At 61.7% G+C, this 25781-nt stretch carries 26 protein-coding genes; 20 read left to right on the forward strand and 6 right to left on the reverse strand.

All coding sequences use genetic code 11. The annotated features are described in order from the left end of the window. The first annotated feature begins 114 nt into the window (after positions 1 to 114). The 19 genes from phnG to J3485_RS07065 all read left to right on the forward strand — a co-directional run bounded on the left by phnG (position 115) and on the right by J3485_RS07065 (position 19225). A complete protein-coding gene (gene phnG, locus J3485_RS06975) occupies positions 115 to 603 on the forward strand; it encodes a phosphonate C-P lyase system protein PhnG (protein ID WP_374192411.1) in 489 nt (162 codons plus the stop codon). Continuing rightward, the gene (phnH, locus tag J3485_RS06980) at positions 603 to 1214 is read left to right on the forward strand and encodes a phosphonate C-P lyase system protein PhnH (protein ID WP_374192412.1); all 612 of its coding nucleotides are present in this window, start codon (positions 603 to 605) and stop codon (positions 1212 to 1214) included. Before phnG ends, phnH begins: the two co-directional genes overlap by 1 nt. Continuing rightward, entirely contained in the window at positions 1214 to 2395 is a 1182-nt protein-coding gene (locus J3485_RS06985) for a carbon-phosphorus lyase complex subunit (RefSeq protein ID WP_206951785.1), read from the forward strand. Before phnH ends, J3485_RS06985 begins: the two co-directional genes overlap by 1 nt. Then, complete coding sequence (locus J3485_RS06990; RefSeq protein ID WP_206951786.1) at positions 2392 to 3408, forward strand: alpha-D-ribose 1-methylphosphonate 5-phosphate C-P-lyase PhnJ; 1017 nt, start codon at positions 2392 to 2394, stop codon at positions 3406 to 3408. Before J3485_RS06985 ends, J3485_RS06990 begins: the two co-directional genes overlap by 4 nt. Next, entirely contained in the window at positions 3405 to 4175 is a 771-nt protein-coding gene (phnK, locus tag J3485_RS06995; protein ID WP_206951787.1) for a phosphonate C-P lyase system protein PhnK, read from the forward strand. The genes J3485_RS06990 and phnK overlap by 4 nt, the downstream gene beginning before the upstream one ends. A 25-nt stretch (positions 4176 to 4200) precedes the next feature. Beyond that, positions 4201 to 4953, forward strand: coding sequence for a phosphonate C-P lyase system protein PhnL (gene phnL, locus J3485_RS07000; RefSeq protein WP_206951788.1), 753 nt, complete (start codon positions 4201 to 4203; stop codon positions 4951 to 4953). A gap of 61 nt (positions 4954 to 5014) precedes the next feature. Then, positions 5015 to 6148 (forward strand): alpha-D-ribose 1-methylphosphonate 5-triphosphate diphosphatase, encoded by a 1134-nt coding sequence (locus J3485_RS07005; protein ID WP_206951789.1) that lies wholly within the window; start codon positions 5015 to 5017, stop codon positions 6146 to 6148. Positions 6149 to 6359: 211 nt separating this feature from the next. Next, entirely contained in the window at positions 6360 to 7331 is a 972-nt protein-coding gene (locus J3485_RS07010; protein ID WP_206951790.1) for an AraC family transcriptional regulator, read from the forward strand. 109 nt (positions 7332 to 7440) lie between these two features. Next, positions 7441 to 8499 carry an ABC transporter substrate-binding protein gene (locus J3485_RS07015; RefSeq protein WP_206951791.1) on the forward strand — a complete coding sequence of 353 codons (1059 nt, stop codon included), beginning with the start codon at positions 7441 to 7443 and terminating at the stop codon, positions 8497 to 8499. Positions 8500 to 8571: 72 nt separating this feature from the next. Beyond that, positions 8572 to 9387, forward strand: coding sequence for an ATP-binding cassette domain-containing protein (locus tag J3485_RS07020; RefSeq protein WP_206951792.1), 816 nt, complete (start codon positions 8572 to 8574; stop codon positions 9385 to 9387). Between the two features lie 2 nt (positions 9388 to 9389). Further along, the gene (locus J3485_RS07025; RefSeq protein WP_206951793.1) at positions 9390 to 10673 is read left to right on the forward strand and encodes a sugar ABC transporter permease; all 1284 of its coding nucleotides are present in this window, start codon (positions 9390 to 9392) and stop codon (positions 10671 to 10673) included. A gap of 33 nt (positions 10674 to 10706) precedes the next feature. Further along, positions 10707 to 11435: an SDR family oxidoreductase gene (locus tag J3485_RS07030; RefSeq protein WP_206951794.1), complete on the forward strand. Its 729-nt coding sequence runs from the start codon at positions 10707 to 10709 to the stop codon at positions 11433 to 11435. 17 nt (positions 11436 to 11452) lie between these two features. Beyond that, positions 11453 to 12991 (forward strand): FGGY-family carbohydrate kinase, encoded by a 1539-nt coding sequence (locus J3485_RS07035; RefSeq protein WP_206951795.1) that lies wholly within the window; start codon positions 11453 to 11455, stop codon positions 12989 to 12991. 95 nt (positions 12992 to 13086) lie between these two features. Next, positions 13087 to 13902, forward strand: a complete 816-nt coding sequence (locus J3485_RS07040) for an acetoacetate decarboxylase family protein (RefSeq protein WP_206951796.1) — start codon at positions 13087 to 13089, stop codon at positions 13900 to 13902. Positions 13903 to 14024: 122 nt separating this feature from the next. Next, positions 14025 to 14906 carry a helix-turn-helix domain-containing protein gene (locus J3485_RS07045; protein ID WP_206951797.1) on the forward strand — a complete coding sequence of 294 codons (882 nt, stop codon included), beginning with the start codon at positions 14025 to 14027 and terminating at the stop codon, positions 14904 to 14906. Positions 14907 to 15144: 238 nt separating this feature from the next. Continuing rightward, the gene (locus tag J3485_RS07050; protein WP_206951798.1) at positions 15145 to 15726 is read left to right on the forward strand and encodes a hypothetical protein; all 582 of its coding nucleotides are present in this window, start codon (positions 15145 to 15147) and stop codon (positions 15724 to 15726) included. A gap of 144 nt (positions 15727 to 15870) precedes the next feature. After that, positions 15871 to 17097 carry a branched-chain amino acid ABC transporter substrate-binding protein gene (locus tag J3485_RS07055; protein ID WP_206951799.1) on the forward strand — a complete coding sequence of 409 codons (1227 nt, stop codon included), beginning with the start codon at positions 15871 to 15873 and terminating at the stop codon, positions 17095 to 17097. Positions 17098 to 17132: 35 nt separating this feature from the next. Then, positions 17133 to 17363, forward strand: a complete 231-nt coding sequence (locus J3485_RS07060) for a hypothetical protein (protein ID WP_206951800.1) — start codon at positions 17133 to 17135, stop codon at positions 17361 to 17363. Between the two features lie 416 nt (positions 17364 to 17779). Then, positions 17780 to 19225 carry a sensor histidine kinase gene (locus J3485_RS07065; RefSeq protein ID WP_206951801.1) on the forward strand — a complete coding sequence of 482 codons (1446 nt, stop codon included), beginning with the start codon at positions 17780 to 17782 and terminating at the stop codon, positions 19223 to 19225. 10 nt (positions 19226 to 19235) lie between these two features. Here J3485_RS07065 and J3485_RS07070 read toward each other — a convergent pair whose 3' ends face one another. Both J3485_RS07070 and J3485_RS28825 read right to left on the reverse strand, forming a co-directional pair. Next, a complete protein-coding gene (locus tag J3485_RS07070; RefSeq protein WP_206951802.1) occupies positions 19236 to 19733 on the reverse strand; it encodes an acyl-CoA thioesterase in 498 nt (165 codons plus the stop codon). Positions 19734 to 19998: 265 nt separating this feature from the next. Further along, positions 19999 to 20559, reverse strand: coding sequence for a hypothetical protein (locus J3485_RS28825; RefSeq protein WP_242538509.1), 561 nt, complete (start codon positions 20557 to 20559; stop codon positions 19999 to 20001). 30 nt (positions 20560 to 20589) lie between these two features. Between J3485_RS28825 and J3485_RS28830 the strand changes: the two genes are divergently transcribed. Next, on the forward strand, positions 20590 to 21006 hold the full coding sequence (locus J3485_RS28830; RefSeq protein WP_242538510.1) for a hypothetical protein: 417 nt from the start codon (positions 20590 to 20592) through the stop codon (positions 21004 to 21006). A gap of 12 nt (positions 21007 to 21018) precedes the next feature. Here the strand turns inward: J3485_RS28830 and J3485_RS07080 are convergent, their stop codons facing one another. The 4 genes from J3485_RS07080 to J3485_RS07095 all read right to left on the reverse strand — a co-directional run bounded on the left by J3485_RS07080 (position 21019) and on the right by J3485_RS07095 (position 25672). Beyond that, a complete protein-coding gene (locus tag J3485_RS07080; RefSeq protein ID WP_206951804.1) occupies positions 21019 to 21867 on the reverse strand; it encodes an alpha/beta fold hydrolase in 849 nt (282 codons plus the stop codon). A gap of 31 nt (positions 21868 to 21898) precedes the next feature. Continuing rightward, a complete protein-coding gene (locus tag J3485_RS07085; protein WP_206951805.1) occupies positions 21899 to 23500 on the reverse strand; it encodes a benzoate-CoA ligase family protein in 1602 nt (533 codons plus the stop codon). A 76-nt stretch (positions 23501 to 23576) separates the two neighbouring features. Further along, positions 23577 to 25169, reverse strand: coding sequence for a 3,4-dehydroadipyl-CoA semialdehyde dehydrogenase (locus tag J3485_RS07090; RefSeq protein ID WP_206951806.1), 1593 nt, complete (start codon positions 25167 to 25169; stop codon positions 23577 to 23579). 26 nt (positions 25170 to 25195) lie between these two features. Next, the gene (locus tag J3485_RS07095; RefSeq protein ID WP_206951807.1) at positions 25196 to 25672 is read right to left on the reverse strand and encodes a DUF4863 family protein; all 477 of its coding nucleotides are present in this window, start codon (positions 25670 to 25672) and stop codon (positions 25196 to 25198) included. Between the last annotated feature and the right edge of the window lie 109 nt (positions 25673 to 25781).

Genomic DNA, 25781 nt, shown 5'->3' on the forward strand with positions numbered 1-25781 from the left:
CGACTAGATAAGAAAGCGAACGATGCCGAAGCGAAGTGATGCGTGGATTCGACCCGCGTACGGTTCGCCACTCGTGCAACACACGCATTGATGACTCATCGAGGAAACGGTCAAATGAAGGGTACATCTTCCGACATGACGCTCGAACGACAGTGCTGGCTCGCGCAGCTTGCAGGGGCGCCACGCGCGACGCTAGAGTCGGCGCTCGAAGCCATTTGTGAAGACGCACCGCTGCCGGCGTTCGATTGGCTGCGCGCGCCGCAGACGGGTCTTGCCATGGTGCGAGGTCGCATCGGCGGCACGGGCGACCCTTTTAACCTCGGCGAAGCCACGGTGACGCGGGCCGTGCTGCGGCTGAAGGGCGATAGTAAGAGCGACGGCGCGGGCGCAGTCGGCATCGCATATCAATTGGGTCGCGACAAGCGGCGCGCCGAGCTCGCGGCACTTGCCGATGCGATGCTCCAATCGGCGCGTTGGCGCAAGGCGGTCACCGAGCGGTTGCTCGATCCGCTTGCGCGGACACGCAACGCAGCGCGCCACGAACGCGCGGAACAGACGGCATCGACGCGAGTCGATTTCTATACGATGGTCCGAGGCGAATGATGACTGAACGATTTTCCGCGCTCGATACGCTGGTACGCGGCTTTGCAGATCCCGTCCACGACGCGCAGCGGTGCTTTCGCGTGCTGCTCGACGCGCTTGCCCGGCCGGGCACGGTACGCTCGATCGACGTCGAGATCGACGTCGACGCGCAACGCCAGTGGCCGGCCGCGGCGTTCGCCGCGATGTTGACGCTCGTCGATTTCTCGACGCCGGTTTGGCTGCAGCGGCACGATGAAGCGCTCGCCCAAGCCATCCGCTTCCATACGGGCGCGCCGCTTGCCGATGCGCCCGAAGCGGCGGCGTTTGCTTACATTGCCGATGCCGCCACGATGCCGACTCCTGGCACGTTCTCGCTGGGCACGCCCGAAGCACCGCAAGGATCGGCCACGCTGCTGATTCGCGTCGATGCGCTCGAAGGCGGCCGGCCGCTCACGCTGACAGGGCCTGGTATTCGGTCCAGCATGCCTGCCGCGCCGGTGGGCATGGCCGATGCGTTTTGGCACGCGCGCGCATCGCTCGCGACGCAAGCGCCTTGCGGCATCGATTGTTATCTCGTCTGCGAGCGGTCTGTGATCGGCATCCCGCGCACGACTCGAGTGGAGCTCAACTAATGTACGTCGCTGTCAAAGGAGGCGAGCGCGCCATCGAGGCGTCGTGGCGCTTGCTCGAAGAAGCCCGGCGCGGCGATCGCACCGAACCCGAACTGACGATCGCGCAGATCCGTCAGCAACTGCGCCTTGCCGTCGCGCGCGTGATGACCGAAGGCTCCGTCTATGACGAAGAGCTTGCGGCGCTTGCGATCAAACAGGCGGCCGGCGATCTCGTCGAAGCGATTTTTCTGTTGCGAGCCTACCGGACAACGTTGCCGCGCTTCGGCTATACGGTGCCGATCGACACCGAGCGAATGGAGGTGCAACGCCGCATTTCCGCCACGTTCAAGGATGTCCCTGGCGGGCAACTGCTCGGCCCCACCTACGATTACACACAGCGGCTGCTGGATTTTTCGCTGCTTGCCGAGGGGCGGTCGGAGCCGGCGAATGCGAACACGGCACGCGTGCAAACCGAGCCCGATCAGTTCAATCACGAGGAAGCCGCCGCCGCCGCGGAAGCGGCCCCGATGCCGCGCGTCGTCGCGTTGCTCGATGCGGAAGGCTTGATCGAACAGGAACGGCCGCTGCAGGATGCCGCCGAGCCGGTGGACCTTGCGCTCGAGCCGCTGCTCATGCCGGCCGAGCGCGCCGTGCGCTTGCAGAACCTCGCGCGCGGGGACGAAGGCTTTTTGCTCGCGATGGGCTACTCGACGCAGCGGGGGTATGCACGCAATCACCCATTTGCGGGCGAAATCCGTTTCGGCAAGGTGGCCGTCGAGATGGAGATTCCCGAGCTCGGGTTCGCGGTCGAGCTCGGCGAGATCGATGTCACCGAATGCCAAATGATCAATCAGTTCTCGGGCAGCAAGAAGGCGCCGCCGAGCTTCACGCAGGGATACGGCCTGGCGTTCGGTCATTTAGAACGAAAAGCGATGGCCATGTCGCTCGTCGATCGTGCGCTGCGCGCCGAAGAGCTCGGCGAAACAGTGACGGCTCCGGCCCAAGACCCCGAGTTCGTGCTGTACCACAGCGACAACGTCGAAGCGTCGGGATTCGTTCAGCATCTGAAGTTGCCTCACTACGTGGATTTCCAATCCGAACTCGAATTGGTTCGTCGTCTGCGCGCGGGTCACCCGGCGCTACATGCGGGCGGTGCGGACGATACGGACAATACGGACAACGAAGAGGAGGAGGCTGCATGAACGCGCGTCATAGGCACGAAGCCAACGAACAGACGGCCTCTGAGGCGCGACCCGATTCGCCGGATGCGAGCGGATCGGCGGATGCCGGCGCGACCGTCGAAGGCTACAACTTCGCTTATCTCGACGAGCAGACGAAGCGCATGATCCGGCGCTCGCTCTTGAAGGCCGTCGCGATTCCCGGGCATCAGATTCCGTTCGGCTCGCGCGAGATGCCGCTGCCTTACGGCTGGGGCACCGGCGGCATTCAGGTCACGGCTGCGATCATCGGCTGCGACGATACCCTCAAGGTCATCGACCAGGGCTCGGACGATACCACCAACGCCGTCAACATCCGACGCTTCTTCGCTCGCACGGCGGGTGTGAGAACCACGACGCGCACGGTCGAGGCGACGATCGTTCAAACGCGTCACCGGATTCCGGAAACACCGCTGGCGGACGGACAGATTCTCGTCTACCAGGTGCCGCTGCCGGAGCCGCTCTATCGATTGGAGCCGCGGCTAGTCGAATGCCGCAAGCTCCACGCGTTGTCCGAGTACGGGCTCATGAACGTCAAGCTCTACGAGGACATCGTTCGACATGGCAGCATTGCGACGACCTATGACTATCCGGTGATTGTCGACGGCCGCTATCTGAGCGCACCGTCGCCGATTCCGAAATTCGACAATCCGAAGATGCATATGAACCCGGCGCTGCAACTGTTCGGTGCAGGACGCGAGCGGCGGCTCTATGCGATACCACCCTATACGAGCGTGCGCAGCCTCGACTTCGAAGACTACCCGTTCGAGATTCAGCGATGGGACCATGCCTGTGAGATTTGCGGCTCGCGCGAAAGCTTCCTCGACGAAATGATCGTCGACGATAAGGGCAAGCGAATGTTCGTCTGCTCGGATAGCGACTATTGCCAGCAGCGGGTCGCCGAAGGTGAGAACGGCAACGTGCATGCGACGCAAGCCCGTGCATCGGATCGCTCGGCGAGCGTGCTGGCTACCGAGGCGGAAGGGGAGCGCACATGATTCCTTTATTGAGCGCACGCAATCTAACGACGCGTTATGGTGAGCGGATCGGCTGCGAGGACGTGAGCTTCGATCTCTATCCGGGCGAAGTGCTGTGCGTCGTCGGCGAATCGGGCTCGGGCAAATCGACGCTGCTCAATACCGTCGCGCTGCGCGTGTCTGCCGATTCGGGTAGCTTGGCCTATTCGACGGTGAATGGCGAATGGCTGAATCTGCTGACGTTGTCGGAGCCGCGCCGTCGCTTTTTGATGCGCACGGAGTGGGGCTTCGTCGAACAAAATCCGCGCGATGGGTTGCGCATGGCCGTATCGGCGGGGGCAAATATCGGCGAACCGCTGATGGCGGTCGGTGCACGTCATTTCGGGAGGATCCGCGAAACATCATCGAACTGGATGCGGCGTGTCGAACTCGATACCGAGCGCATCGACGATTTGCCGACGTCGTTTTCAGGCGGCATGCAGCAGCGGTTGCAGATCGCGCGCAATCTCGTCACGGGGCCGCGGCTCGTGCTGATGGATGAGCCAACCGCCGGCCTCGACGTTTCGGTGCAGGCGCGCCTGCTCGATTTGCTCCGCACGCTGACCGCGCAGTTGCATCTGGCCTGCGTGATCGTGACGCACGATATCGGCGTGGCGCGGCTGCTGGCGCATCGCCTGATGGTGATGCAAGGCGGACGCGTCGTCGAAGCGGGCTTGACCGACCAGGTGCTCGACGATCCGCAGCACCCCTACACGCAATTGCTCGTGTCTTCCGTACTGCCGGTTTGAATGCGCGAGAAATGAGGAGTCCTAAATGAGTGAAGAGCCAATCGACACGCACCTCGTTGACGACGATCGACTGATGCTGCGCGCGCGTGGTATTTCGAAGACGTTCGTGCTTCATACGCAAGGCGGCCAAGCGATCGCCGCGCTGCACGGCGTGGATCTCGATGTCTCGCGCGGCGAATGCGTGGCGCTGGTCGGCCCTTCAGGCGCAGGCAAGAGCACGCTGCTGCGTTGCCTCTACGGCAACTATTTGGCAAGTGCGGGATCTATCCTATTGCGCGACGAGGCGAGCAAGCATCGGCACATTGCACTGACGGGCGCGAGTCCGCACGATGTCATGCGCGTGCGCCGCGAAGTGCTCGGCTATGTGAGTCAGTTTCTACGCGTGATTCCGCGCGTGCCGACGCTCGATCTCGTTGCTGAGCCGCTCGTCTCGCGCGGGGTCGACGTGGACGAAGCACGACGACGCGCGGGCGATTGGCTCGCGCGCCTGAACATCCCCGAGCGCCTTTGGCATCTCGCGCCGGCGACGTTTTCAGGGGGCGAGCAGCAACGTGTGAACATTGCGCGCGGGCTCATCGCCGAGCATCCTGTGTTATTGCTCGATGAGCCGACCGCCTCGCTCGATGCATCGAACCGTGCAGTCGTGACGGAGGTCGTCGTCGAGGCGCGCGAACGCGGTGCTGCGATCGTCGGCATCTTTCACGATGAAGCGGCGCGCGAGCAAGTTGCCACGCGCCGGCTCGAGCTCGAGCCCGTGGCGATGCCCGCGGCCGCATGAACGTTCGAAAATCGATGGCGGCCACGGACGTGGCCCGCCACAGCGGATACGGAGTACCGGGATGTTGATCAAGAATGCACGGATCGTAACGCGCGATGACGAATTCATCGGCGTGGTGAGGATCGAAAAGGGGCGCATTGCGGAGGTTGCACGCGGGACGACGAGCGTGCACGACGCCGAGGATTGGCAAGGCGATTATCTGCTGCCCGGCTTCGTCGAGGTCCATACGGACAACCTGGAAAAGCATCTCGCGCCGCGCCCGGGCGTGATGTGGAACGTCGAAGCGGCAGTCGTGATCCATGACGCCCAGGTGGCCGCTGCCGGTATCACCACCGTCTTCGATTCGCTCGCGATCGGCTCACGTGCCGATGCGGGCCTGCGCGGAAGCGAAATTCATCGGAAAGCGGTATCGGCGCTCGATCGATTGGCCGAGCACGACCTGCTGCGTGCCGATCATTATCTGCATCTGCGCTGCGAGGTAGGCACCGCGGACGTGATCGAACTCTTCGACGAGTTCGGCAACCATCGCTTGCTGCAACTCGCATCGGTCATGGATCACACGCCCGGCCAGCGTCAGTGGCAAGACCCCGCGAAATGGCGCCAATACCAGGAGCGTAACGGCAAGTGGAGCGACGAGAAGATGGAGGCAGCACTCGTCGAGCTCTCGGATCTGCAGACGCGCTATGCGCACGAGCATCGGCGTTGCATCGTCGAGCGTTGCAAGGCGCTCGGCATATCGGTGGCGAGCCATGACGATACGCTTGTCGAACATGTCGAGGAAGCCGTGCGCGACGGCATTCAGATCTCCGAATTTCCGACGACGATGGCCGCGGCGCGAGCGGCCCGCGCGCATGGGCTCGCTACCGTGATGGGTGCGCCCAACGTCGTGCGCGGCGGCTCGCATTCGGGCAACGTCTCCGCGTTGGAGCTCGCCAACGAAGGCTTGCTCGACGTCTTGTCCTCGGATTACGTCCCTTCCAGTTTGATGATGGCTGTGTTTCAGCTTGTTCGTGATGCCGGATGGTCGTTGCCGCGCGCGATCGCGACTGTCTCGTCGGCGCCCGCGCAAGCGGCGGGGCTCGAAGACCGAGGCGCGATCGAAGTCGGTTTGCGCGCCGACATCGTGCGCGTGAGGCTTTGCAAAGCGCTACCGGTACCGCACGCGACCTATGTGTCGGGTAGACGCGCAGCCTGATTACGCTCGGCTTTCCAGTGTTGCCGCATTGCACAAATTTGCCGTTTTGGGCGCTCGTGCCGGGAGAAAAGCAAAAAAGTACTGAAAAAACGGCGTAAAGTTGGTGGAGTCAAACTGCCGATGGTCCTAAATTTCAATCAACAACACTCAGCCGCCGTCCAGCAAACGCATGGCGGCGGCGGGCAATCGGCACGAGCTTGGAGACGGCACCATGATGCGCCCGGACCTCGAGGTAGTCGAAGTACGACGCGACGAATCATTCAAGGTTTGGTCGCATGGGTATCCGTACCGGACGATCCGCTGGCACTTTCACCCTGAATACGAGTTGCATCTGATCGTCGCGACGCAAGGAAAATACTTCGTTGGCGACCACATCGGGACGTATGGCCCGGGTCACCTCGTCTTGCTCGGCCCGAATCTGCCGCACAACTGGATCAGTGATGTGCCCGAAGGCGGGACGATCGAGCGTCGCAATCTCGTCATGCAGTTCAGTCAGGACTTCGTGCGCCGCTGCATGGACACCTTCCCGGAATGCCGAGAGGCGCAGAGCCTGTTCGATGATGCGCGCCGCGGCATCGCATTCGACAGCGCGACGAGCGCGGCCGTCGCGCCGCTGTTCGAGGCGCTGCTGACGACGCACGGGATTCGCCGCACGTCGCTCTTTTTGCTGCTGCTCGATCGGCTCTGTGGTGCGGCCGAGCGGACGCCGCTCGCGAGTCCCGCCTGCGATCAAGTGCACGCCGCATCGACGCGGTTGAGTCACGCGCTCTCTTACATCGGCAAGAACTTTGCGTCCGAGTTGCGCGAATCGGATCTCGCACAACTCGCCGGGCAGAGCGTCAGTGCGTTTTCGCGTGCGTTTCACCGTCACACGGGCATGCCTTTCGTTCAATACGTGAACCGCTTGCGAATCGAATCGGCTTGCCAGATGCTGACGGCCGACGAAGCGAGCATCACCGAAGTGTGTTTCCAAGCAGGGTTCAACAACGTCTCGAACTTCAACCGTCAATTCCGGACGGTGAAGGGTATGTCGCCATCGGAATTCCGTACGCTGCAGCGCTTGAACGCGCGTAGCCGCGACGTCGCGATCGCGATCGACGATGCGCAATCACCTCTCGGCACGGCGCCGCACGTGCTGGCAGTGCGCCCGACTAGCGGCCTATCGGCCGCACCGCCGGGCTGACCCGAGCAGTAGGCCCGACTCCATAACGTTTTCCACTTCGTCTGTCGTGCCGTTGCGGCGCGAGGGACGCGCTCAACTTTGAAAAGCATGACAACAACGGAGACGAATGATGACGAGACTGACGAATCGACTGATCGGCGCTTGTGCGTTGACCCTGAGTCTGATCGGTAGCACGGCGGCGCTGGCGGCGCCGAGCGGGACGGTCGCTTTCTTGATGCCCGACGAAGCCTCGACCCGATACGAGCAGCACGACTTCCCTGGCTTCGAAGCCGCGATGAAAAAGCTTTGCCCCGATTGCAAGCTGCTCTATCAGAATGCCAATGCCGACGCGGCCCAGCAGCAGCAACAGTTCAATTCCGCGATTTCGCAAGGTGCCAAGGTGATCGTGCTCGACCCCGTGGACTCCACGGCCGCCGCATCCCTCGTTCATATCGCGCAAAGCCAGGGCATCAAGGTGATCGCCTATGACAGGCCCGTGCCCTCGACCCCGGCCGACTACTACGTGTCGTTCGACAACGAAGGCATTGGCAAGGCGATCGCCCAATCGCTCGTCCAACATTTGAAGGACAGCGGCGTGTCGACCAGCAAGGGCGGCGTGCTGGAAGTGAACGGTTCGCCCACCGACGCGGCGGCGGGCCTGATCCGCAAGGGTATCCACGAGGGGTTGGCCGGTAGCGGCTACAAGACGCTTGCCGAGTACGACACGCCCGAGTGGGCGCCGCCCAAGGCGCAACAGTGGGTGAGCGGGCAGATCACTCGCTTCGGCTCGCAGATCGTGGGGGTCGTGGCCGCCAACGACGGAACGGCCGGCGGCACCATCGCCGCTTTCAAGGCGGCCGGGGTCAACCCCGTTCCGTCCGTGACGGGCAACGATGCGACGATTGCCGGGTTGCAGTTGATCATCGCAGGCGATCAGTACAACACGATCCTGAAACCGAGCGAGATCGTCGCGGCAGCCGCGGCGAAGGTAGCGGTAGGCTTTCTCTCGGGGCATGCGCCCAAGGGCGAGACGACGCTTTTCAAAACGCCGACCCAACTCTTCAAGCCGGCGGTGATCACGCAAAGCAACCTCAAGGCCGAGGTCGTCGACAAGGGCTTTGCGAGCGCCGCGCAACTTTGCACGGGCCGCTATGCGGATGGCTGCAAGAAGCTCGGAATCATGCACTGATATTGATCCGGCTCAATGTCGGATGGGGCTTCGGTTCAGGCCGAGCCCCGCGAAATGAAGGGTGGCACTCCTATGAACGAAAATCCAAGCACACGTGCGAAGGTCGGCGAACTGGTGCTCAGCCTGCGCGGCATTTCCAAGAACTTTGGGGCTGTCTCCGCGCTGACCGATATCGAGCTCGACGTGCGTGCCGGCGAAGTGGTCGCCTTGGTCGGCGACAACGGAGCAGGCAAATCGACGCTCGTGAAGATCCTCGCCGGCGTTCATCAACCGAGCGCCGGCACGATTACCTTCGGCGGCCGGCCGGTTGCGCTATCGGACCCGGGCACGGCGCTCGACCTCGGCATCGCGACGGTGTTCCAAGACCTCGCGCTCTGCGAAAACCTCGATGTCGTGGCGAATATCTTTCTCGGCCGTGAGCTGGCGCCGTGGCGTCTCGACGAGGTCTCCATGGAAGTGCGGGCCTGGACGCTCCTGAATGAACTATCGGCACGCATCCCCAGCGTGCGCGACGTCGTCGCCTCGCTATCGGGAGGGCAACGCCAAACCGTGGCGATCGCCCGCTCGCTGCTGCTCGACCCGAAGCTGATCATGCTCGACGAACCGACGGCGGCGCTGGGCGTGGCCCAGACCGCCGAGGTGTTGAACCTGATCGAGCGCGTGCGCGACCGCGGCCATGCCGTCATCATGATCAGCCACAACATGGAAGACGTGCGCGCGGTGGCGGACCGGATCGTGGTGCTGCGGCTCGGCCGCAACAACGGCATCTTCTACCGCGACTCGTCGAACGAAGCGCTGATCGCCGCGATCACCGGCGCTACGGAGAACGCCGTGTCGCGCCGCGCAGGCCGCCGCCAAGCCGAGCAGGCCGCCGGAACAAAGGAATGACCATGAGCAATCGAACGCAACGTGATGCGCGGCACGAAGCACCGCGTACGCCGACGCCATCCGAACTGCTCGACCGCAGCGATGTCCGCGTCAAGCACGCGAACGGAATCGGCGATACCGTTTCCGCCTTCGTCGATCGCGTCCGCTCGGGCGACGTGGGGCCGCTGCCGGTCATCGTGGGCTTGATCATCATTTGGACCGTGTTCGCGAGCCTCAATCCGGTGTTCCTCTCCGCCAACAATCTCGTGAACCTGCTGTTCGACTGCTCGACGGTCGGGGTCATCGCGTTGGGCATCGTTTGCGTGCTGCTGGTCGGGCAGATCGATCTTTCGGTCGGTTCGATAAGCGGCTTCGCATCGGCGCTCGTCGGCACGCTCTGGGTCGATCACGGTTGGCCAGTGTCGCTCGCCATCGTCTGCGCGCTCGTCGTCGGCGCGCTGGTCGGTGCGTTGTATGCGCTGCTGTTCAATCGACTCGGGATGCCGAGCTTCGTTTCGACGCTAGCCGGGTTGCTTGCGATTCTCGGGATGCAGCTCTACGTCCTCGGGGCGGCCGGATCGATCAATTTGCCCTACGGTTCGCGTGTCGTGAATCTCGGGCAGCTCATGACCATTCCTCCCGTCGTATCGCTTTTGCTTGCGCTGCTGCCCGGCGTGGTCATTCTGCTGGTGGGCATGCGCACGCGGGCGCGTCGCCATGAGGCCAACCTGTCGGCGGCGTCGATCGGCAGCCTTCTCGTGCGCAGCGTCGCAATCACGGTGTTGTTGGAGATCGTCGTTGCTTACCTGAATCGTGGGCGTGGCGTTCCGTTGATGTTCGGCATTTTTCTTGGCTTGACCGTCGTGATGGACTACGCGCTGACGCGCACGCGATGGGGCAGGTCGATGAACGCCGTAGGCGGCAACCACGAAGCCGCACGGCGAGCGGGTATCAAGGTCGGCGCCATCTATACCAGCGCCTTCGTGCTATGCGCGAGCCTTGCCGCGCTCGGCGGTGTGATGAGCGCTGCGCGATTGGCATCGGCCAGTCAGCAGGCCGGCACGGGCGACGTCAACCTGAACGCCATCGCGGCGGCGGTGATCGGCGGCACCAGTCTCTTCGGCGGCCGTGGCAGCGCGTATTCGGCGGTGCTCGGCATCATCGTGATTCAGTCGATCGCGAGCGGCCTGACGCTGCTGAATCTGTCGTCCTCGCTGCGCTTCATCATCACCGGCGCGGTGCTGGCCGTCGCGGTGATCGTCGATTCGCTCGCCCGGCAGTCCCGCGTTTCGCACGGCCGCGCGTAACCGCATCATCTCTGTCATCCAGGAGAGCAGTGAATGTCTGAATCGTTGGTAGGAAAGGTTGCCGCCATTACCGGCGCGGCATCGGGTATCGGTCTGGAATGTGCGCGCAGCTTGATCGCGGCGGGTGCGCGGGTCGTTCTGATCGATCGTGCGAAAGAGCGGCTCGCCGCATGCTGCGCGGCGCTCGGGCCCAATGCACTGCCGCTCGCCATGGACTTGCTGCAGCCATCGGAGGTTTCCGCATTGCTACCGCGTATCCTCGAGCTGGCCGGCGGCATCGATATCTTTCATGCGAACGCCGGTGCCTATATCGGCGGCGACGTGCTGGACGGCAATCCCGACGAGTGGGATCGCGTGCTCAATCTGAACGTCAATGCCGCATTCAGGTCCGTTCATGCGGTACTGCCGCACCTAGTTGCACAGAAAGCGGGGGACATCGTCTTCACCAGTTCCATCGCGGGCATCGTGCCGGTCGTGTGGGAGCCGATCTACACCGCATCCAAGTTCGCGGTGCAGGCTTTCGTTCACACGACCCGGCGACAAGTCGCGAAGCACGGCGTGCGGGTCGGCGCGGTGGCGCCGGGCCCGGTCGTCACGGCGCTGCTGGACGATTGGCCGAAGGCAAAGATGGACGAAGCGCTCGCCTCGGGCAGCTTGATGCAGCCGCAGGAGGTGGCCGATGCCGTGCTTTTCATGCTGACGCGGCCACGCAACGTGACGATCCGCGACCTCGTGATTCTTCCCAACAACGTTGATCTTTGATCGACCGCGGAGGCCCCATGGAATACGTGATTGGCGTCGACATCGGCACACAGAGCACGAAGGCGCTGCTGGTCGATCGTAACGGCGCGATCGTCGCAGGGCATTCGGCCAGCTATCAGCCCGACACGCCGAAGGCATTATGGGCCGAACAATGGCCTTCGGTCTGGTTCGATGCGGTGCAAGAATGCATCGCACGTTGCGTTCAAGCCGCGCGCGAGCGGGGCATCGAGGCATCGGCGATTCGCGCCGTCTGCGTGAGCAGCTTGTACGGCGGATCGGGGATCCCGGTCGACAACGACATTCGGCCGTTGCATCCGTGCCTGATCTGGATGGATCGCCGCGCGACCGCGCAGGTCGAGTGGGTGCGCGAAAACGTGGATGTCGACCCGTTGCTTGCGATTACCGGCAATGGCGTCGACAGCTATTACGGTTTCACGAAGATGCTGTGGCTGCGCGACAATCGGCCCGACGTATGGGCGAGCACGCGCTACTTTCTCCCGCCGAATGCCTACGTGATCTATCTGCTGACGGGCGAAATCGCGGTCGATCATAGTTCCGCGGGCAATATCGGCGGCGTCTACGATTGCGCGCGGCGCGATTGGTCGGACGTGATGCTCGACATGCTCGGCATTCCGGCGACGATGATGCCCGAGCGGCTCGTCGAATCGACGGAGGTTGTCGGCACGCTGCTGTCGCAATGGACCGCGCGGCTCGGCTTGCCGGCGGGCACACCGATCGTCGCGGGCGGCGTCGATGCGGCGGTGGCGACGTTTGCCGCGGGGGCGACGCGTGTGGGACAACACGTCGCGATGATCGGCACGAGCATGTGCTGGGGCTATATCAATCAGGAAGTCGATGCTCGGCACGGCCTCGTCAGCATGCCGTACGTGTTTAACGGCCGGCGCGATATGTACGTGTTCGGCGGGGCGATCACGGCGGGCGCGTCCGTCACGTGGTATCGCGAACAGTTCTGCCAGGCGGAGATCGAAGCGGCGCGCGCGTTGCCGCACGGCGATCCGCATGTGTTGCTGGAGCAAGCGGCCGCACACGTCCCGCCAGGCTCGGATGGCGTGACGTTCCTGCCCTATCTGATGGGGGAGCGCAGTCCCGTGTGGGATGCGAAGGCAAGCGGCGCGTTCGTCGGCCTCAGTCTCGTGCATACGCGCGCGCATTTGTACCGCGCGGTGCTCGAAGGCGTGGCGTTCGCACTCAAGCACAACATCGAGGCGGGCCGTAAGGGCACGCAGACGCTCGACGACGAACTGATCGTCGTCGGCGGTGCGGCGCATTCCGATCTCTGGATGCAGATCATTGCCGACGTCACCGGCTATCCGGTCTTCACGATCGAGCAGGAAGTGGAGGCCGCCATGGGAGCGGCGCTATTGGCTGCGATCGGCGCAGGGCTCGTTTCCGATGAAACCGCGCGAAGGGGATGGTCCAAGCTTATCGAGCGCGCGCGGCCGAATGCGGCGTGTCTCGCACAGTATGCCGAGCGTTTCGAGGTCTATACCGGGCTCTACCCGGCGCTCAAGCCATTCATGCATAAGCTGCGGTGAACGCGAGGATGCGAGGCAGAATCAACCGTCACTAGCGTTCAAGACTTCCCAATCTCACCTGACGATACTGGCCTCCTTATCCCCAAGGAGGTCGTATGCTACAAGGTTATTCGCTACCCCGCACGCCCGATGGGCGCTCATCGCTTGCGCCGCGACCGCCGTGGCATTACACGGGCGAAGCGCTCGCCGTTGAATTCAGAGCCGATGCGCAAGCCATTGCCGCGTATTTGCCGCCCGGTCTGACGCTTGCGAGCGGTGAACGCGCCGGCCGCTGCGCGCTCTATTTTTGCGATTGGCAATTTGCCACGGACACCGGACTGGAATATCTCGATCCGCTATCGAGCCAGTATCGCGAAACCATTTTGCTGATGGCCTGCGAGCGCGACGGTGCGAACGTGTCGTTTTGCCCGTATATCTGGGTGGATCAGGATCTCGCGCTAATGCGAGGTTTGATTCAAGGCTGGCCGAAGCAATTCGGGCGAACGGGTATGACACGCAGTTACGGCATGCGCTCACCCGCTGAGCCGTCGGCGTCGGCCGGAGGGTGCTTCGGCGCCGCACTGACATTTCGCGAGCGCCGTGTCGCGGAGGCGCAAATCACACTGGAATGCCCGAGCCATCGATTGCCCGACCCGGGCTTCGCTTCGGTTTTCAACGTTCGTCACTTTCCGCGTTTGAGCGCCGGCCGGCACGATGACCCGGCGGTTCACGAACTCGTGCAGTTGCGGGCGCGCGATGTGTCGATCGAAAACCCGATGATCGGCCACGCATCGCTCACGCTATTCGATCACCCTGGCTTGGAACTCGCGGCCTTCACGCCTTTATCCGTCGATCAAGGGTTCCGTATGTCCGTTTCGCTGACGGTCGACGATCTGCAAGTGATCGAAGACTACACGGCGCAGGGACGATGACCACGCTACAAAAGGCCTTACGCGGTGCGCCGGGTAGGCGATAATCCGCGCAACGCACGGCTGCTTGCCCGCTCGGCAATCGACGGCGTCGACGGCTACGGAATGGCTCAGCGGGAGACATCATGGCGATGACGAGTTTCACTTGGTACTGCGGCACGGCGTTGCCCGGCGAAGTCATGACGGCCGCCCTCGCGGCATACCATTTCGAACCTCATTTCCATGATGCTTGGTCGATCGGGGCAATCGCCGCAGGCAGTTGCACGTTCTCCTGCGACGGCGTCGTTCACGTTGCGCGGCAAGGCGATCTCGTCGCCATACCACCGCTCGCTGTGCATACGGGTGGCACATCGGCCGATCCGCTCGTCTATGGCATGGCGTATCTCCAACCCGATTGGTTCGACGCGCACGCAGCGCTCACGCATGGTGCGCAGGTGCGATTCACCGATGTGGTCATGACAGACGAATCGCTGTGCAATCGCTGGGCCGCGGCACTTACACGTGCCGATCTCACGGATGCGGCACGCAAAGTCGAGATATCGGTCGCGTTGTTCGAATTACTCGCAAAGCACGCCATGCCGGCACGCGATGTCGCACGCGTACCCAATGAAGTCGATGCGTGTGCGCAACTGCAAGCATCGATCAGTCACCGCGATTTACCGAAAGCTGATGTGAGCGAATTTGCGCGCCGTTGGGGTATGCATCGCACGACGTTGAGCAAGCAGTTCGCGCGGCGCTATGGACTTCCACCCGAGACCTGGCTGCGCAACTGGCGCGCCGTCAAAGCAAAGACGCTGATCGTGGACGGCATGCCGCTAGCGGATGCGGCGGCTGCTACGGGCTTTGCCGACCAAGCTCATCTCACACGCGTATTCAAGCGCATTCACGGTGCGCCGCCGGGCGCATTGAGACGATCGTCAGGTCAGCAAGAAAAGGGCATGACGTCACGGCGAAATGCACCTGCTTCCCTCGATGGCATACGGGCTAAAGGCGGAACAAAAAACTAGGCGATATCGAGGTCTCTCCGACATAACGTGCGGTTACGCCTTGGCGTCCGTAGCGGGATTAGTCGCTTCATCTACCGATTTGCTCGCTTCTTGCCGCCTTTCAAGGCTGCCCCCATAATCGCGGCATCATCTGGGGATAGGGATGGGCAAGCTTCGCCACGGAATGATTTGGAAGGACACAATCCCATGCTCGAAGGCCATCTCCAGCCGTGAAAGCTAGTGCTCGCGTCAACACAATATGAAAGCTGATGTTCCTCCGCCCGCAGCGACCTCCGTGCTGCTATACATCGCGCTCGCCATGCTGTTCGTATTGGGGCTGGGGCTATCGGCCGCGGGCGCGGACGGCTTGGCCAATGCGGTAGGTGCCATGCAAGCGCGTCACTGGCCCGTGAAAGAAGCTCGTTTAGATCGTTGCGATCTGTCGATCGATGTCGGCCGGCACCGAAAGTACTGGCAGATATCTGCTGCATGGAGCTATGGCGAAGGTCTGCGCGAGCATTATGCGGAAACTTGGCCCGTAGACGGCACGCCGCCGCGGGAGCCGGTCGATGCCATTCAGGTAGCAGCGGTCACGGCGCAATACTGCCACGCACCCGGAATCAAGCTGCTTCGTATATCGCCTTCACGTCCGGAACTCGCACAGCGCAATGCCGCGGTCGCCAACGCTGACGCGTGGGGCTTCGTATTCCCTTCGCTTTTGCTCATTGCCGGCTTATTTTGTTGGTTCTGGGCGGGAAGGAGCGTCGTTCAAGAGATCGAGTTGAAAACGCTGGAACGCAAAGCCTTATCTTTGCAGCGAGTACGTAACCGTCATAGGTAGGCGAGGCCCGGCGAAACGTTGCGCAAGTTTGCGTTTATCGGACTATAACGGTAATGCCACCGAATTGCCCGTTGTTTGTAGCGCTTTGCGCGCTCTCGCACGTGCGGGCAGATGCGGACCATCGATAGAAATAGGAGTCGCGAAATGAGTGTCGGAAATACCTACACCTTCCGCCTATCCGGTGTATGCCGATTCGCATCGCTCGAACGGTGCCGTATCGCGTCGCTCGCGGCTGCGATGACGATTGGCTTGACGCTCGGATTTCCACCCCAGGCTGTGCGAGCGCAAGACATCATCAAGATCGGTGTGCCGGTACCGTTGTCCGGAAGCTACCGAGGCTCGGGTACCGACATCGTCGACGGGGCAAAGCTGGCCGTGGCACAGATCAATGCCGGCGGCGGCGTGCTCGGCAAGCAGCTTGAACTCATGCCGCAAGACGACGCTTGCAATCCCGACGAGGCTGCGAACGCAGCGAACCGGCTCATCACGGCGGGTGTCGTGGCGGTCGTGGGCGGCTACTGTTCGAGTGCCGCGTTGCCTGAACTGCGCGTTTTGCACGAGGTGAACATTCCGTTTGTGCTCGACGCTTCGGCCCATCCGGCGCTAACCAGCCACGGCTGGCAAGATGTGTTTCGCACGATAGGGAGAAGCGACAAACAGGGGGGGTATGTCGCGAGCCTGATGAAGGATCTGCTGCATGCGAAGCGAGCGGCCGTCATCAACGACGGCACGACCTATTCGCAAGGGCTCGCGCAAAGCACCGTCGCCGCGCTCAAGCAGGACGGCGTCGAGGTCGTCTACGACAATGCAATCACGCCTGGCCAGAAAAACTATCGGGACGTCGTCCAGGCCGCAGCCGATTCGAAGCCCGACGTGTTGTACTTCACGGGCTACTACACCGAGGCCGCTGTGCTTGCCGCGAACCTGCGCGAAGTCAAGCCGACGATCAAGCACTTCATGGGCAACGGCACGGCTGATCCGTCGCTCATCGCGCATGGCGGGGCGGCTGTCGAAGGCATGATCGTGACGACCTCGCCGTTGCCGCAATTTATGACCAGTCAGGGCGCGAGGCGGTATGTGAAGGCCTACGAAGCGGCCTATCAGCAGGCGCCGGGCCCGTATTCGATCTACGAGTACGATGCGGTCGGCGTGACGGCGCGGGCGATCAAAGACGCGAAATCGACCAAACCGGAAGATATCACCGCGGCGCTACACAAACTCAAGCGCTACGACGGTGCGACGGGTGAGATTGCCTTCGACGAGAAGGGCGACAGGACGAAGCCGACTTTTATGGCGGTGACGGTTCGGCACGGCAAGTTCGAGCCGTATGCGAGCCTCGATGGCAAGGGACGTTGGGTTGCGATGAAGTAGAGGGCAAAGCGGCAGGATGCCGCAAGCAGCGTAGCGTGGGCGCGCTTCCACTTCTCGGGCCGGTCGTGGGCGCGGTGATCGTCGTCGGGATGGAGTCGAAGCTCGCGCCGTTCGGCGCATGGCTCGCGCAGGCCACGCACGTCGCCTGGTTTCAGGGGCTTGGCGAATCGGTGAGCTTGTTGACGGGTGTGATGTTCGTGGGCTGCGTGCTCGTGTTCAGGCGTGGGATCGTCGGCGAATGCCGGCAGTGGTTCGCGTGGCATTGAAGATGACGCATTGATAAAAGATTTCCCATTCGTCGATGCCAGATGAGATCGCTTGATCGTAATAGATTGCTTGCTCTAAAAAATACTGACCGTTCTGGTAAGAATTCTTGTCCTTTCCCTCTCTGACGTATAGCCACGGTAGGCCCGCGATGTGCCTATCGTTTCCAGCGCTTTCGCACAGATTGCGTCGCCGCGATGAACATTCATGCGAACCGAAGCGCTCGATGCGCTAAAATCACCGCTTCGATCGGATCGAATGTCGGAAAAGAAAGGAAGAAATGGTTCCGGCATAAAGGCGGCGAACACCTGCTAACGATCCCAATCGCGCACGGCAAAGATACGCCCGCTCTCCGGCCGAGAACGGCGCTCGATGGATCGATGCGCACGCAGGAATACTGGAATCGCGAACACGTACCATGTACTCGTTATTGCCTGCATTCGTATCGGCGTTATTTCTCGGATTCGGCACCTATGTGCTGGTGGCTGGGGGGCTGACACGCATATCGGCCCCATTCATTGCCATGTGTGCGACGACGTTCGTTTGGCAAGGAGCATGGGCCTTCCTTTTTCAGACGACGAATCCGCACATTGCCGGGCTGCTCGTCAAAACGGGCTACTTCTTCATCTTGTTTTTGCCGACAACCTTCTATCACTTTGTGAAAGAAGTCGCGTCATGCCGCAATGAAAAGCCACTGTTGCTGGTTTCCTATGGTTTGTGCGTGGTCCTGGCAATCTTGTTGGTAATGGGCAATGAGGTCGTCAATGGCTTCAGTACGCATTCTTTCGGCTACTATCCCAAAGCCGGCCGCCTCCATCCGATTCATGTAGCGCAGACCATCTTTCTCGCAGGTCGTAGCGCCTGGCTGTTGCTCAGGGCAAGGCGTCAGGCCAAAGCCTCGAGTTCTCGAAAATTGCTGAATCTGTGTTTGATCAGCCTTGCTTTGTATTCTCTGGCCGCCTCCGACTATGCGGTCAACTACGGCTTCGATTTTTATCCGCTCGGTGTGATCTTCATCGCCGTCAGTCTCGGCATGCTCGCGGTATCCATCATCCGTTTTGGCCTGATGGGGCGTCGCCTCATGTTGGCGACCGTGGCGCACGAGGTCGCATCGCCGCTGGCCGCGATAGGTCTGCACGCGGACGAGTTGCGCCATGTGCTTCCTGAACTGATGCATGGATACGAGTTGGCGGTGCAGCATCGATTGTGCGGCGACAGACTTTCGATGCTCGACGAACCCGAAAGGGTTCCGGCTCTCGCGTCCGCTATCCGGCGTCAAGTCGACAGCACCATTACCGTGATCGAAATGTCGCTCGCCTCACTGACGTTGAGCCGGCTGGATAAGCGAAGCTTTGCCGCTCATTCGATCAACGCTTGCGTGGAATCGGCGCTCGATCGCTTTCCGTTTCGCGCGGACGAACGCTCGCTCGTGTCCGTTGCGGCGATCGGGCCGGACATTCAATTCTTCGGCTCCGATTCCTTACTCATATTCGTGCTGTTCAACTTACTGAAGAACGCGATTCACGCCATTCACTCTGCCGGCAAGGGACGTATCGAGATTAGTGCCCATCGTGGCGACCGTTTCTGCGTGTTGCATTTCAGCGATAGCGGCCCGGGAATTGCCGCCGACGTGTTGCCGCGAATCTTCGACCCGTTCTATTCCACCAAGGCCCACGGCCGTGGCGCGGGCGTTGGGCTGACGTTTTGCTACCGCGTCTGCGAAGCATTGGGCGGCCGTATTTCATGTGAGTCGAAACTGGGCGTGGGGACGTCGTTCACGCTGCATTTGTCGCAACCCGAGTCGGCGGCAGACCGCGAGTCACACGATCTGCCGCCCGCGCCGCAACGGTATGACGGCGAGTAAGTTACCTGCGTTAGATTGTCGCCGACGGTAGCGTCAATTCATATTCCATGACGCGGTCGATGACGCCGGCCGGGAAACGACGTATCCGTTTATCCGGCCCGGCAAACAAAATTTGCTGATACCCCATGGAAACGGGGCGGCCATCGACATAAAACCGGAACAGCAGATAGGCCGAACATTGCCTGACTTTGACGGTGTTGAGGTAGCAGTCGACTCTCTGGAACGGGAAAGTCTCTTGCACATACTCCTGATGGGCGCGCTTGGTGATGAACGTACCGCCCGCGCCGAGCAGGTTGTTGTCGATGCACTCGTAAAACCAGCGTTCGCGGCATACTCCCTGCCATTCGAAGTATCTAGCAAAGTAGGTGTTCGCGAAGGCGTTCGAGTCTTTGAGGTAAATATCGATGACGTGATGAAATGTTTTATCAGCTCCCACATTGATCGAACCTGGTGTCAGAAGCGCCGCGCCGTTGGAAAGAAGAGGGGGGATTGCATCTCGTGTCAACATAAGGAAACTTCCTCGGAAAATCCGCTACAGGCGGTAGCGACGCATTCGCCCAATTTTGGGGAATGCGCAATTTTCACCGTTCATATCGAATCGCAACGCCCCGATACTCGAGATCAAGACGTGAAAATTAGCATTCGGATCGATTCGAGGGCGAGGATGCGACCGCGGAGGGGTTGCGGATTTCTTGCTGGGCACGGGATAATTGGCGCGAGCTGCCTGTAATGTGCCATTGCCGCATGGGTAATGCTCGAAGTGATATAAAAACTCAAAAATTCTCTTTTCCGAGGTTGATATGAGTTCCTTTGTCAGGCAGCCGCTGTTTCATCCTTTGTCCGTCGTGTTTGTCGACGATAGTGCGGACTTTCTTGACGGTTTGCGGGGAATCGTTCGCGACCGGGAGTTGAATCGGTTTTTCACGAAACCGCGGGCGGCGCTCGATTTCATGTCGTCGCACGATCGTGGTGCACACGGGATTCGATTGGCGGGCAACGCATACTTGGAGATGGAAAGAGGCCCCGGTAACGCCGTCGGTCAGGATCCGCTCGACGACGAGGCGCGATTCGAGGGCATCGCCGCCGTTGTAGTGGATTACGAAATGCCGGAGATCGACGGCATCCGATTCCTCTCGTCGATCCAGAATGCCGCGTGCGCAAAAATCTTGCTGACCGGCGTTGCAGGCGCTCGAGAGGCCGTCGACGCCTTCAACGCAGGGCTGATCGATTTTTACCTGAGAAAGACCGATGCCGACATGCCGGCCAAGCTCGCCAACGCGTTGATGGATGCGAAGAAGAAGCATTGCAGGCTCAGAGGACAGATCGGCGTTCATGGCGTCGGTGCGACGTACTGCGATCCGAGAGTGGTGCGGCTGCTCGATGAACTGGCCATTCAGGAGGATTTTGTCGAGTACTACTGGCGCCCGGGCCAGAATGCGGTCTTGATGTTCGACACCACGGGCAATCCAAGTGCCTTCGTTGCATGGGATGCCGACGAATGGGCTTTCCAGTGCGATACCGTGATCGATGCGGGCGGCCCGCAATGGTTACGCGAAGGGATGATCGAGCGCCGTATCATGCCGCTGTTCTGGCCGCACGAAGCGTATAGCGCGGGCTTATCCGACGTCCGGACCACCGATTTGAAGCCGATTCCCGACTGGGAGGGGGCGTTCTATAGCCTGACGCCCCTCGATGCAACCGCGATCGAGCCGGGGATGCTCACGTTTGCGAAATGGCGGCAAACTAAGCGCGAGACATTGAGGATAGCGGGCGCGCGCTAAGATAGCGCCTCGTCATTCACGACCGCGATCGAATCGTTCCACAAACGCCGCCACCGTTTCATTCAGCGCCTCGCCCATCTCTCGATGCGGCGAGTGCCCACCGCCTGCCAGCTTGCATAACTGCGCACCGTTCACCGCTTGCGCGATGGCTTCGATTTGCGCCATCGTTCCGTAGTGGTCGTCGTGCGCTTGCACGGCAAGCAAAGGACAGACGATCGACGCCAATTCGCCGACGATATTCCACGCCTTGAATGCGGGGTTCAGCCAGATATCGTTCCAGCCGTAAAAAGCGGAATCGACGTCGGCGTGATAGCGGCTCAGCTTCTGGCGCAGGTCGGTCTGCTCATAAGCCACCTTCGCTTGCGCGATGCTCCGCACGCTGATGTCCTCGACGAACACGTGCGGTGCGATCACGACAGCTCCGCGCAGTTGCCGCGGGAATGCGCTTGCATACAACAGCGCGATGGAGCCGCCATCGCTGTGTCCGATCAGCCACATGCGCTGCCGTTCTGCTGCGTCGATCCCGAGCGTATCGAGTAGGGCAGGCAAAACGGCGTACGCCTGATGCGACATGAAATCGACCGGCCACTTGTCGTCGTGCGCGCGAGGCGTCGAACGCCCGTACCCCGGCCGCGAATAGACGAGCCCGCGCATGCCGAGCCGATCGCAAAGCTGCTGCGGCCAGTCTCGCCACATCGCGATGGAACCCAGCCCCTCATGAAGGAACAGCGCAATGGGCGCATCCGTACGATCCGAATCGAGCCATTGATATTCGATCGTCAGCGCGCCGCACGGCGCATCTGCAGGAATCGAGGCGAATCGAACGTCGTCGGTCATCGACGTGGCGGAAGTCGTATTCATCGATCGGTTGCGGCTGTACGTACTGTTTCGGTTAGTGTTGCGTGTGCTCGCGAAGCTTGAAGCGCTGAATCTTCCCCGTCGCGGTTTTCGGCAAATCGTCGACGAAGCGGATCTCGCGCGGATATTTGTGCGGCGCGAGGCGCTGCTTCACGAACGTCTTCATTTCTTGTTCCAGATCATCGGACGGCACGCGATCGGGCTTGAGCACGACGAAGGCGCAGGTCTTGACGAGACCGTCTTGCTCGATACCGATGACGGCCGCCTCGAGCACCGCGTCGTGCTCCATCAGCACCATCTCGACTTCGATCGGCGAGACGTATTGCCCGCTGACTTTGAGCATGTCGTCGCTGCGGCCCGCATAAGCGTAGCAGCCGTTGGGCAGCTTGCGGTACTTGTCGCCGCTCTTCACCCACTCGCCGAGGAACGTCGCCCGCGATTTCTCGCGGTTGCTCCAATACATGAGCGCGGCGCTCGGGCCTTTGATGTAGAGGTCGCCCACGTCGCCGTCGGACACGGGGTGTCCGCTCTCGTCGCGCAACTCCACTTCGTAGCCGGGTACGGGCGTGCCCGTCGTGCCGTAGTGGACGTCGCCGGGCCGATTCGAAAGAAAGATATGGAGCATCTCGGTCGAGCCGAGGCCATCGAGAATCTCGCATCCGAAATGCGCGGCGAACCGCTCGCCGACTTCGCGCGGTAACGCTTCGCCTGCCGATGTGCAAACGCGTAATGCAACTTCGCGGGCAGCAGGCAGATTGGGGTAGCTCATCATGTTCGCGTAGAGCGTCGGCACGCCGTAGAAAATGGTGGGGCGGTGCCTGACGAGGCGAGCGAATACCGCCTCCGCGGTCGCTCGCTCGGCCATCAATACGGTCGTTGCGCCAACCGATAGCGGAAACGTCAATGCGTTGCCGAGCCCGTATGCAAAGAAGAGCTTCGCCGCGGAAAACCCGACGTCGTCTTCGCGGATGCCGAGAATCGGCTTCGCATACATTTCGGCAGTCCAATACAGATTCGCATGCGTATGCACGGTGCCCTTCGGTTTGCCGGTCGAGCCGGACGAATAGAGCCAGAATGCGATGTCGTCGCCGTTCGTGTGCGCACCGGTTGCGGCGGACGGTGCGCTATCGATGAGTGTATGCAGATCGAGGTTCGATGCGAGCGGATCGCCGCGCGCACCGGGCTCCGAGACGATCAGCGCGCACGGATCGATCTGCGCTTGCGCGAGCGCTTCGATGAATATGGGCGCGAGCGGTGCCGACACGACGACAGCGCGAGCGCGGCTATGGCCGAGCATATAGGCGTAGTCGATCGCCGTCAGCAAGGTATTGACGACGACCGGCACGACGCCTGCATAGAGCGCACCGAGGAAACAGACGGGCAGATCGGCGCTATCGTGCATGGCGAGCAAGATGCGCTCTTCCGCGTGAATGCCTTGCCCACGCAGCACGGATGCGAATCGGCGCGCGCGCGCTTCGAGCTCGGCATACGTCGTCACGCCACGATCGTCGATGTAAGCGGGCTTGGTCGCCCTCGATCGATTCAACGCGAACACGTGTTCGGCGAAATTCAGTTGCGTTGGCGGCGGCGCAACGTCTTGTTCGAAACCAAGCGGCAATGTCGTGCGGGTATCCATGATGCTTCGTCTCCATCCTTATCCTCGGGTTGCCCCGTCACTTCCTGCGGAAGGCGCTTGCGGTTGCCTCTGTGTGCTACTCGCGCGAATCCGCGATGCCTACGCCAGTCATGGCTTCGATCGCGACCGACGAAGCCTGAACGGCTGCGCGGCGATGGTAGAACTCGAGTGCGCGAAGTCCCCCCAGCTCGGTTCCGCCGCCTGCGCGGCCAGGGCCGCCGTGCAACGACATCGGCATGACGTTGCCGTGTCCTGTCTGCGTTTCGCGCACGGCGGGGGTAATGCAATGGATGCGTCCGTGCGTGTCGGCCAGTTCCAGCGCAACGGGGGACACGCGTGCGTCGTCGTTCGAATAAAGCGATGCCACGAGTGAGCCGCCCCCGCGCCGCGCAAGTTCGACCGCATGCGCTTCGGGCAAGCCTTCGGTTGCGACGCGATAGGGGGCGACGGTCGCGACAGGCCCGAACACTTCGACGTCGTGCATCCGGCTCGCACGGTCAGGATCGTCGACGACGAACAGGTATGGTGCGATGCAAGCCGAGATTTCGGGGTCGGCATCGACGAGCGATACCGTCGCACCGTCGAAGACAAGGCGTGCTTCCTGCGCAAGGGCGTCGATTCCCGCTTTGACGTTGGCCAGTTGCGCGCGGCTCACGAGCGCGCCCATGCGGACGGATTCGTTGCGCGGATTGCCGACGGTGACTTTGGCTAGTTTTGCCGAGAGCGCATCGACGACATCCGAGAGCCAAGCCTGCGGCACGAATGCGCGGCGTATCGCCGTGCATTTTTGACCGGACTTCACCGTCATCTCGCGCACGACTTCCTTGATGAACAGGTCGAAGGCTTCGGTGCCGGGGGCGCCGTCGCCGCAGAGGATCGCGCTGTTGAGGCTATCCGCTTCGACGTTCAAGCGCGCGCCGCGCAAGACGAATGCCTCGTGCCGTCGCAACGTCGCCGCCGTTTCGGCAGACCCCGTAAACGACACGACGTCGAACGGGCTGACCTGGTCGAGCAGGCCTTGCGAGCTGCCGCAGACGATCGAGAGTGCACCTACCGGCAAGATGCCCGCGTCGACGACGTCCGCGACCATGCGTTGCGTGAGCCATGCGGTTGCGCTCGCGGGTTTGACGATGACGGAAACACCCGAGAGAAGCGCCGGGGCGGCTTTCTCCCATAGGCCCCACGAAGGGAAGTTGAATGCATTGATCAATAAGGCTACACCGCGCGTCGGCTTCCAAAGGTGCCGGACGCGGAACGATCGATCCTTCGACAGCGGCGTATCCGCGCCGTCGCGCAACGCGAAGGCGTCGCCCAAGGCGGCGCCGTTCTTCGCATACCACGAAAGGGTGTAGATGCCGCCGTCGATGTCCACCGCGCCATCGCCGCGTGTCGTGCCCGAATTGGCCAACGCAATTGCGTAGTACTCCTCACGATTGGCTTGAAGGACCGTAGCGATTTCGCCAAGCATCGACGCGCGCATTGCGTAGGAGTGCGAACGAAGTTGCGCACCGCCCGTTTCGCGTGCGAAGCGGAACGCCCGCTCGAGATCGAGCCCATCGCTCGATACGCTGACGAGCGCTTCGCCCGTGATCGGATCGGCGAGCACGGTGCCGGGGCCGCTGCTTTCGATCCATTGGCCGGCCATATGGTTCTTCAGTCGTTCTGTCATGAGAGTTCCTTGCACGTCACGCAGTGTCATTGCGCGGTAACGGGGGTAAAGTCGATCGCGCCTTGCGGCAGCAAGTAGAGAATCAGCGCTTGCCCGTTCGCAACCGTTGGACGATGCGCGCTGCCCGGACCGTAGACGCACCAGCCGGCGGCGCGGCCGTCGAACGTCGCCCGCTCGGAAAGCGGCATGATCAGATCGATTTCGCCGTTCGGATGGACGTGGTGCGGCCCGGCGAGGTCTTCCATCTGGACGACTTCGACGGAGAAATCGTGCGTGCGTGGCGTCGGCTTGAAGATGCGGCCATATCGAATGCCGCCCGCTTCGCGATTGCACAGCCAACCTTCGTCGACACCCGCGCGGCATGCTTGCGCGAGCGCTTCATAGGTTGAGCTGCCGGAGGGCCATTGCGCGTTGAGCCAGCGATCGAGCGTGTCGTCGAGGGCACGTCCGGCTATGCGTTCGGTCACCTCGGCCACGAGGCTTTCTAATTCGTCGGGGGACATCGATGTCTCCATGTTCTAGTGCATATCAATGCAGGTCATTCGTCGGATGAGTGCGCGTATGCGCTACCGTTTGCCGCACTACGATGTTTTCGCGAAAATTAGCGGTATC

Origin of the sequence: Trinickia acidisoli (genome assembly GCF_017315725.1) — a bacterium.
Taxonomy (GTDB): domain Bacteria; phylum Pseudomonadota; class Gammaproteobacteria; order Burkholderiales; family Burkholderiaceae; genus Trinickia; species Trinickia acidisoli.

Excerpts from the sequence above, each read along its gene's own strand:
- phnH (WP_374192412.1), top strand. The coding sequence starts at position 603 with ATGACTGAACGATTTTCCGCGCTCGATACGCTGGTACGCGGCTTTGCA.
- J3485_RS06990 (WP_206951786.1), top strand. The coding sequence starts at position 2,392 with ATGAACGCGCGTCATAGGCACGAAGCCAACGAACAGACGGCCTCTGAG.
- J3485_RS07045 (WP_206951797.1), top strand. The coding sequence starts at position 14,025 with ATGGCGATGACGAGTTTCACTTGGTACTGCGGCACGGCGTTGCCCGGC.
- J3485_RS07065 (WP_206951801.1), top strand. The coding sequence starts at position 17,780 with ATGTACTCGTTATTGCCTGCATTCGTATCGGCGTTATTTCTCGGATTC.
- J3485_RS07070 (WP_206951802.1), bottom strand. The coding sequence starts at position 19,733 with ATGTTGACACGAGATGCAATCCCCCCTCTTCTTTCCAACGGCGCGGCG.
- J3485_RS07040 (WP_206951796.1), top strand. The coding sequence starts at position 13,087 with ATGCTACAAGGTTATTCGCTACCCCGCACGCCCGATGGGCGCTCATCG.
- phnK (WP_206951787.1), top strand. The coding sequence starts at position 3,405 with ATGATTCCTTTATTGAGCGCACGCAATCTAACGACGCGTTATGGTGAG.
- J3485_RS07090 (WP_206951806.1), bottom strand. The coding sequence starts at position 25,169 with ATGACAGAACGACTGAAGAACCATATGGCCGGCCAATGGATCGAAAGC.
- J3485_RS07095 (WP_206951807.1), bottom strand. The coding sequence starts at position 25,672 with ATGTCCCCCGACGAATTAGAAAGCCTCGTGGCCGAGGTGACCGAACGC.
- J3485_RS07030 (WP_206951794.1), top strand. The coding sequence starts at position 10,707 with ATGTCTGAATCGTTGGTAGGAAAGGTTGCCGCCATTACCGGCGCGGCA.
- J3485_RS07080 (WP_206951804.1), bottom strand. The coding sequence starts at position 21,867 with ATGAATACGACTTCCGCCACGTCGATGACCGACGACGTTCGATTCGCC.
- J3485_RS07025 (WP_206951793.1), top strand. The coding sequence starts at position 9,390 with ATGAGCAATCGAACGCAACGTGATGCGCGGCACGAAGCACCGCGTACG.
- J3485_RS07085 (WP_206951805.1), bottom strand. The coding sequence starts at position 23,500 with ATGGATACCCGCACGACATTGCCGCTTGGTTTCGAACAAGACGTTGCG.
- J3485_RS28825 (WP_242538509.1), bottom strand. The coding sequence starts at position 20,559 with ATGAACGCCGATCTGTCCTCTGAGCCTGCAATGCTTCTTCTTCGCATC.
- J3485_RS07020 (WP_206951792.1), top strand. The coding sequence starts at position 8,572 with ATGAACGAAAATCCAAGCACACGTGCGAAGGTCGGCGAACTGGTGCTC.
- J3485_RS07010 (WP_206951790.1), top strand. The coding sequence starts at position 6,360 with ATGATGCGCCCGGACCTCGAGGTAGTCGAAGTACGACGCGACGAATCA.
- J3485_RS07005 (WP_206951789.1), top strand. The coding sequence starts at position 5,015 with ATGTTGATCAAGAATGCACGGATCGTAACGCGCGATGACGAATTCATC.
- J3485_RS07035 (WP_206951795.1), top strand. The coding sequence starts at position 11,453 with ATGGAATACGTGATTGGCGTCGACATCGGCACACAGAGCACGAAGGCG.
- phnL (WP_206951788.1), top strand. The coding sequence starts at position 4,201 with ATGAGTGAAGAGCCAATCGACACGCACCTCGTTGACGACGATCGACTG.
- J3485_RS06985 (WP_206951785.1), top strand. The coding sequence starts at position 1,214 with ATGTACGTCGCTGTCAAAGGAGGCGAGCGCGCCATCGAGGCGTCGTGG.
- phnG (WP_374192411.1), top strand. The coding sequence starts at position 115 with ATGAAGGGTACATCTTCCGACATGACGCTCGAACGACAGTGCTGGCTC.
- J3485_RS07055 (WP_206951799.1), top strand. The coding sequence starts at position 15,871 with ATGAGTGTCGGAAATACCTACACCTTCCGCCTATCCGGTGTATGCCGA.
- J3485_RS07015 (WP_206951791.1), top strand. The coding sequence starts at position 7,441 with ATGACGAGACTGACGAATCGACTGATCGGCGCTTGTGCGTTGACCCTG.
- J3485_RS07050 (WP_206951798.1), top strand. The coding sequence starts at position 15,145 with ATGAAAGCTGATGTTCCTCCGCCCGCAGCGACCTCCGTGCTGCTATAC.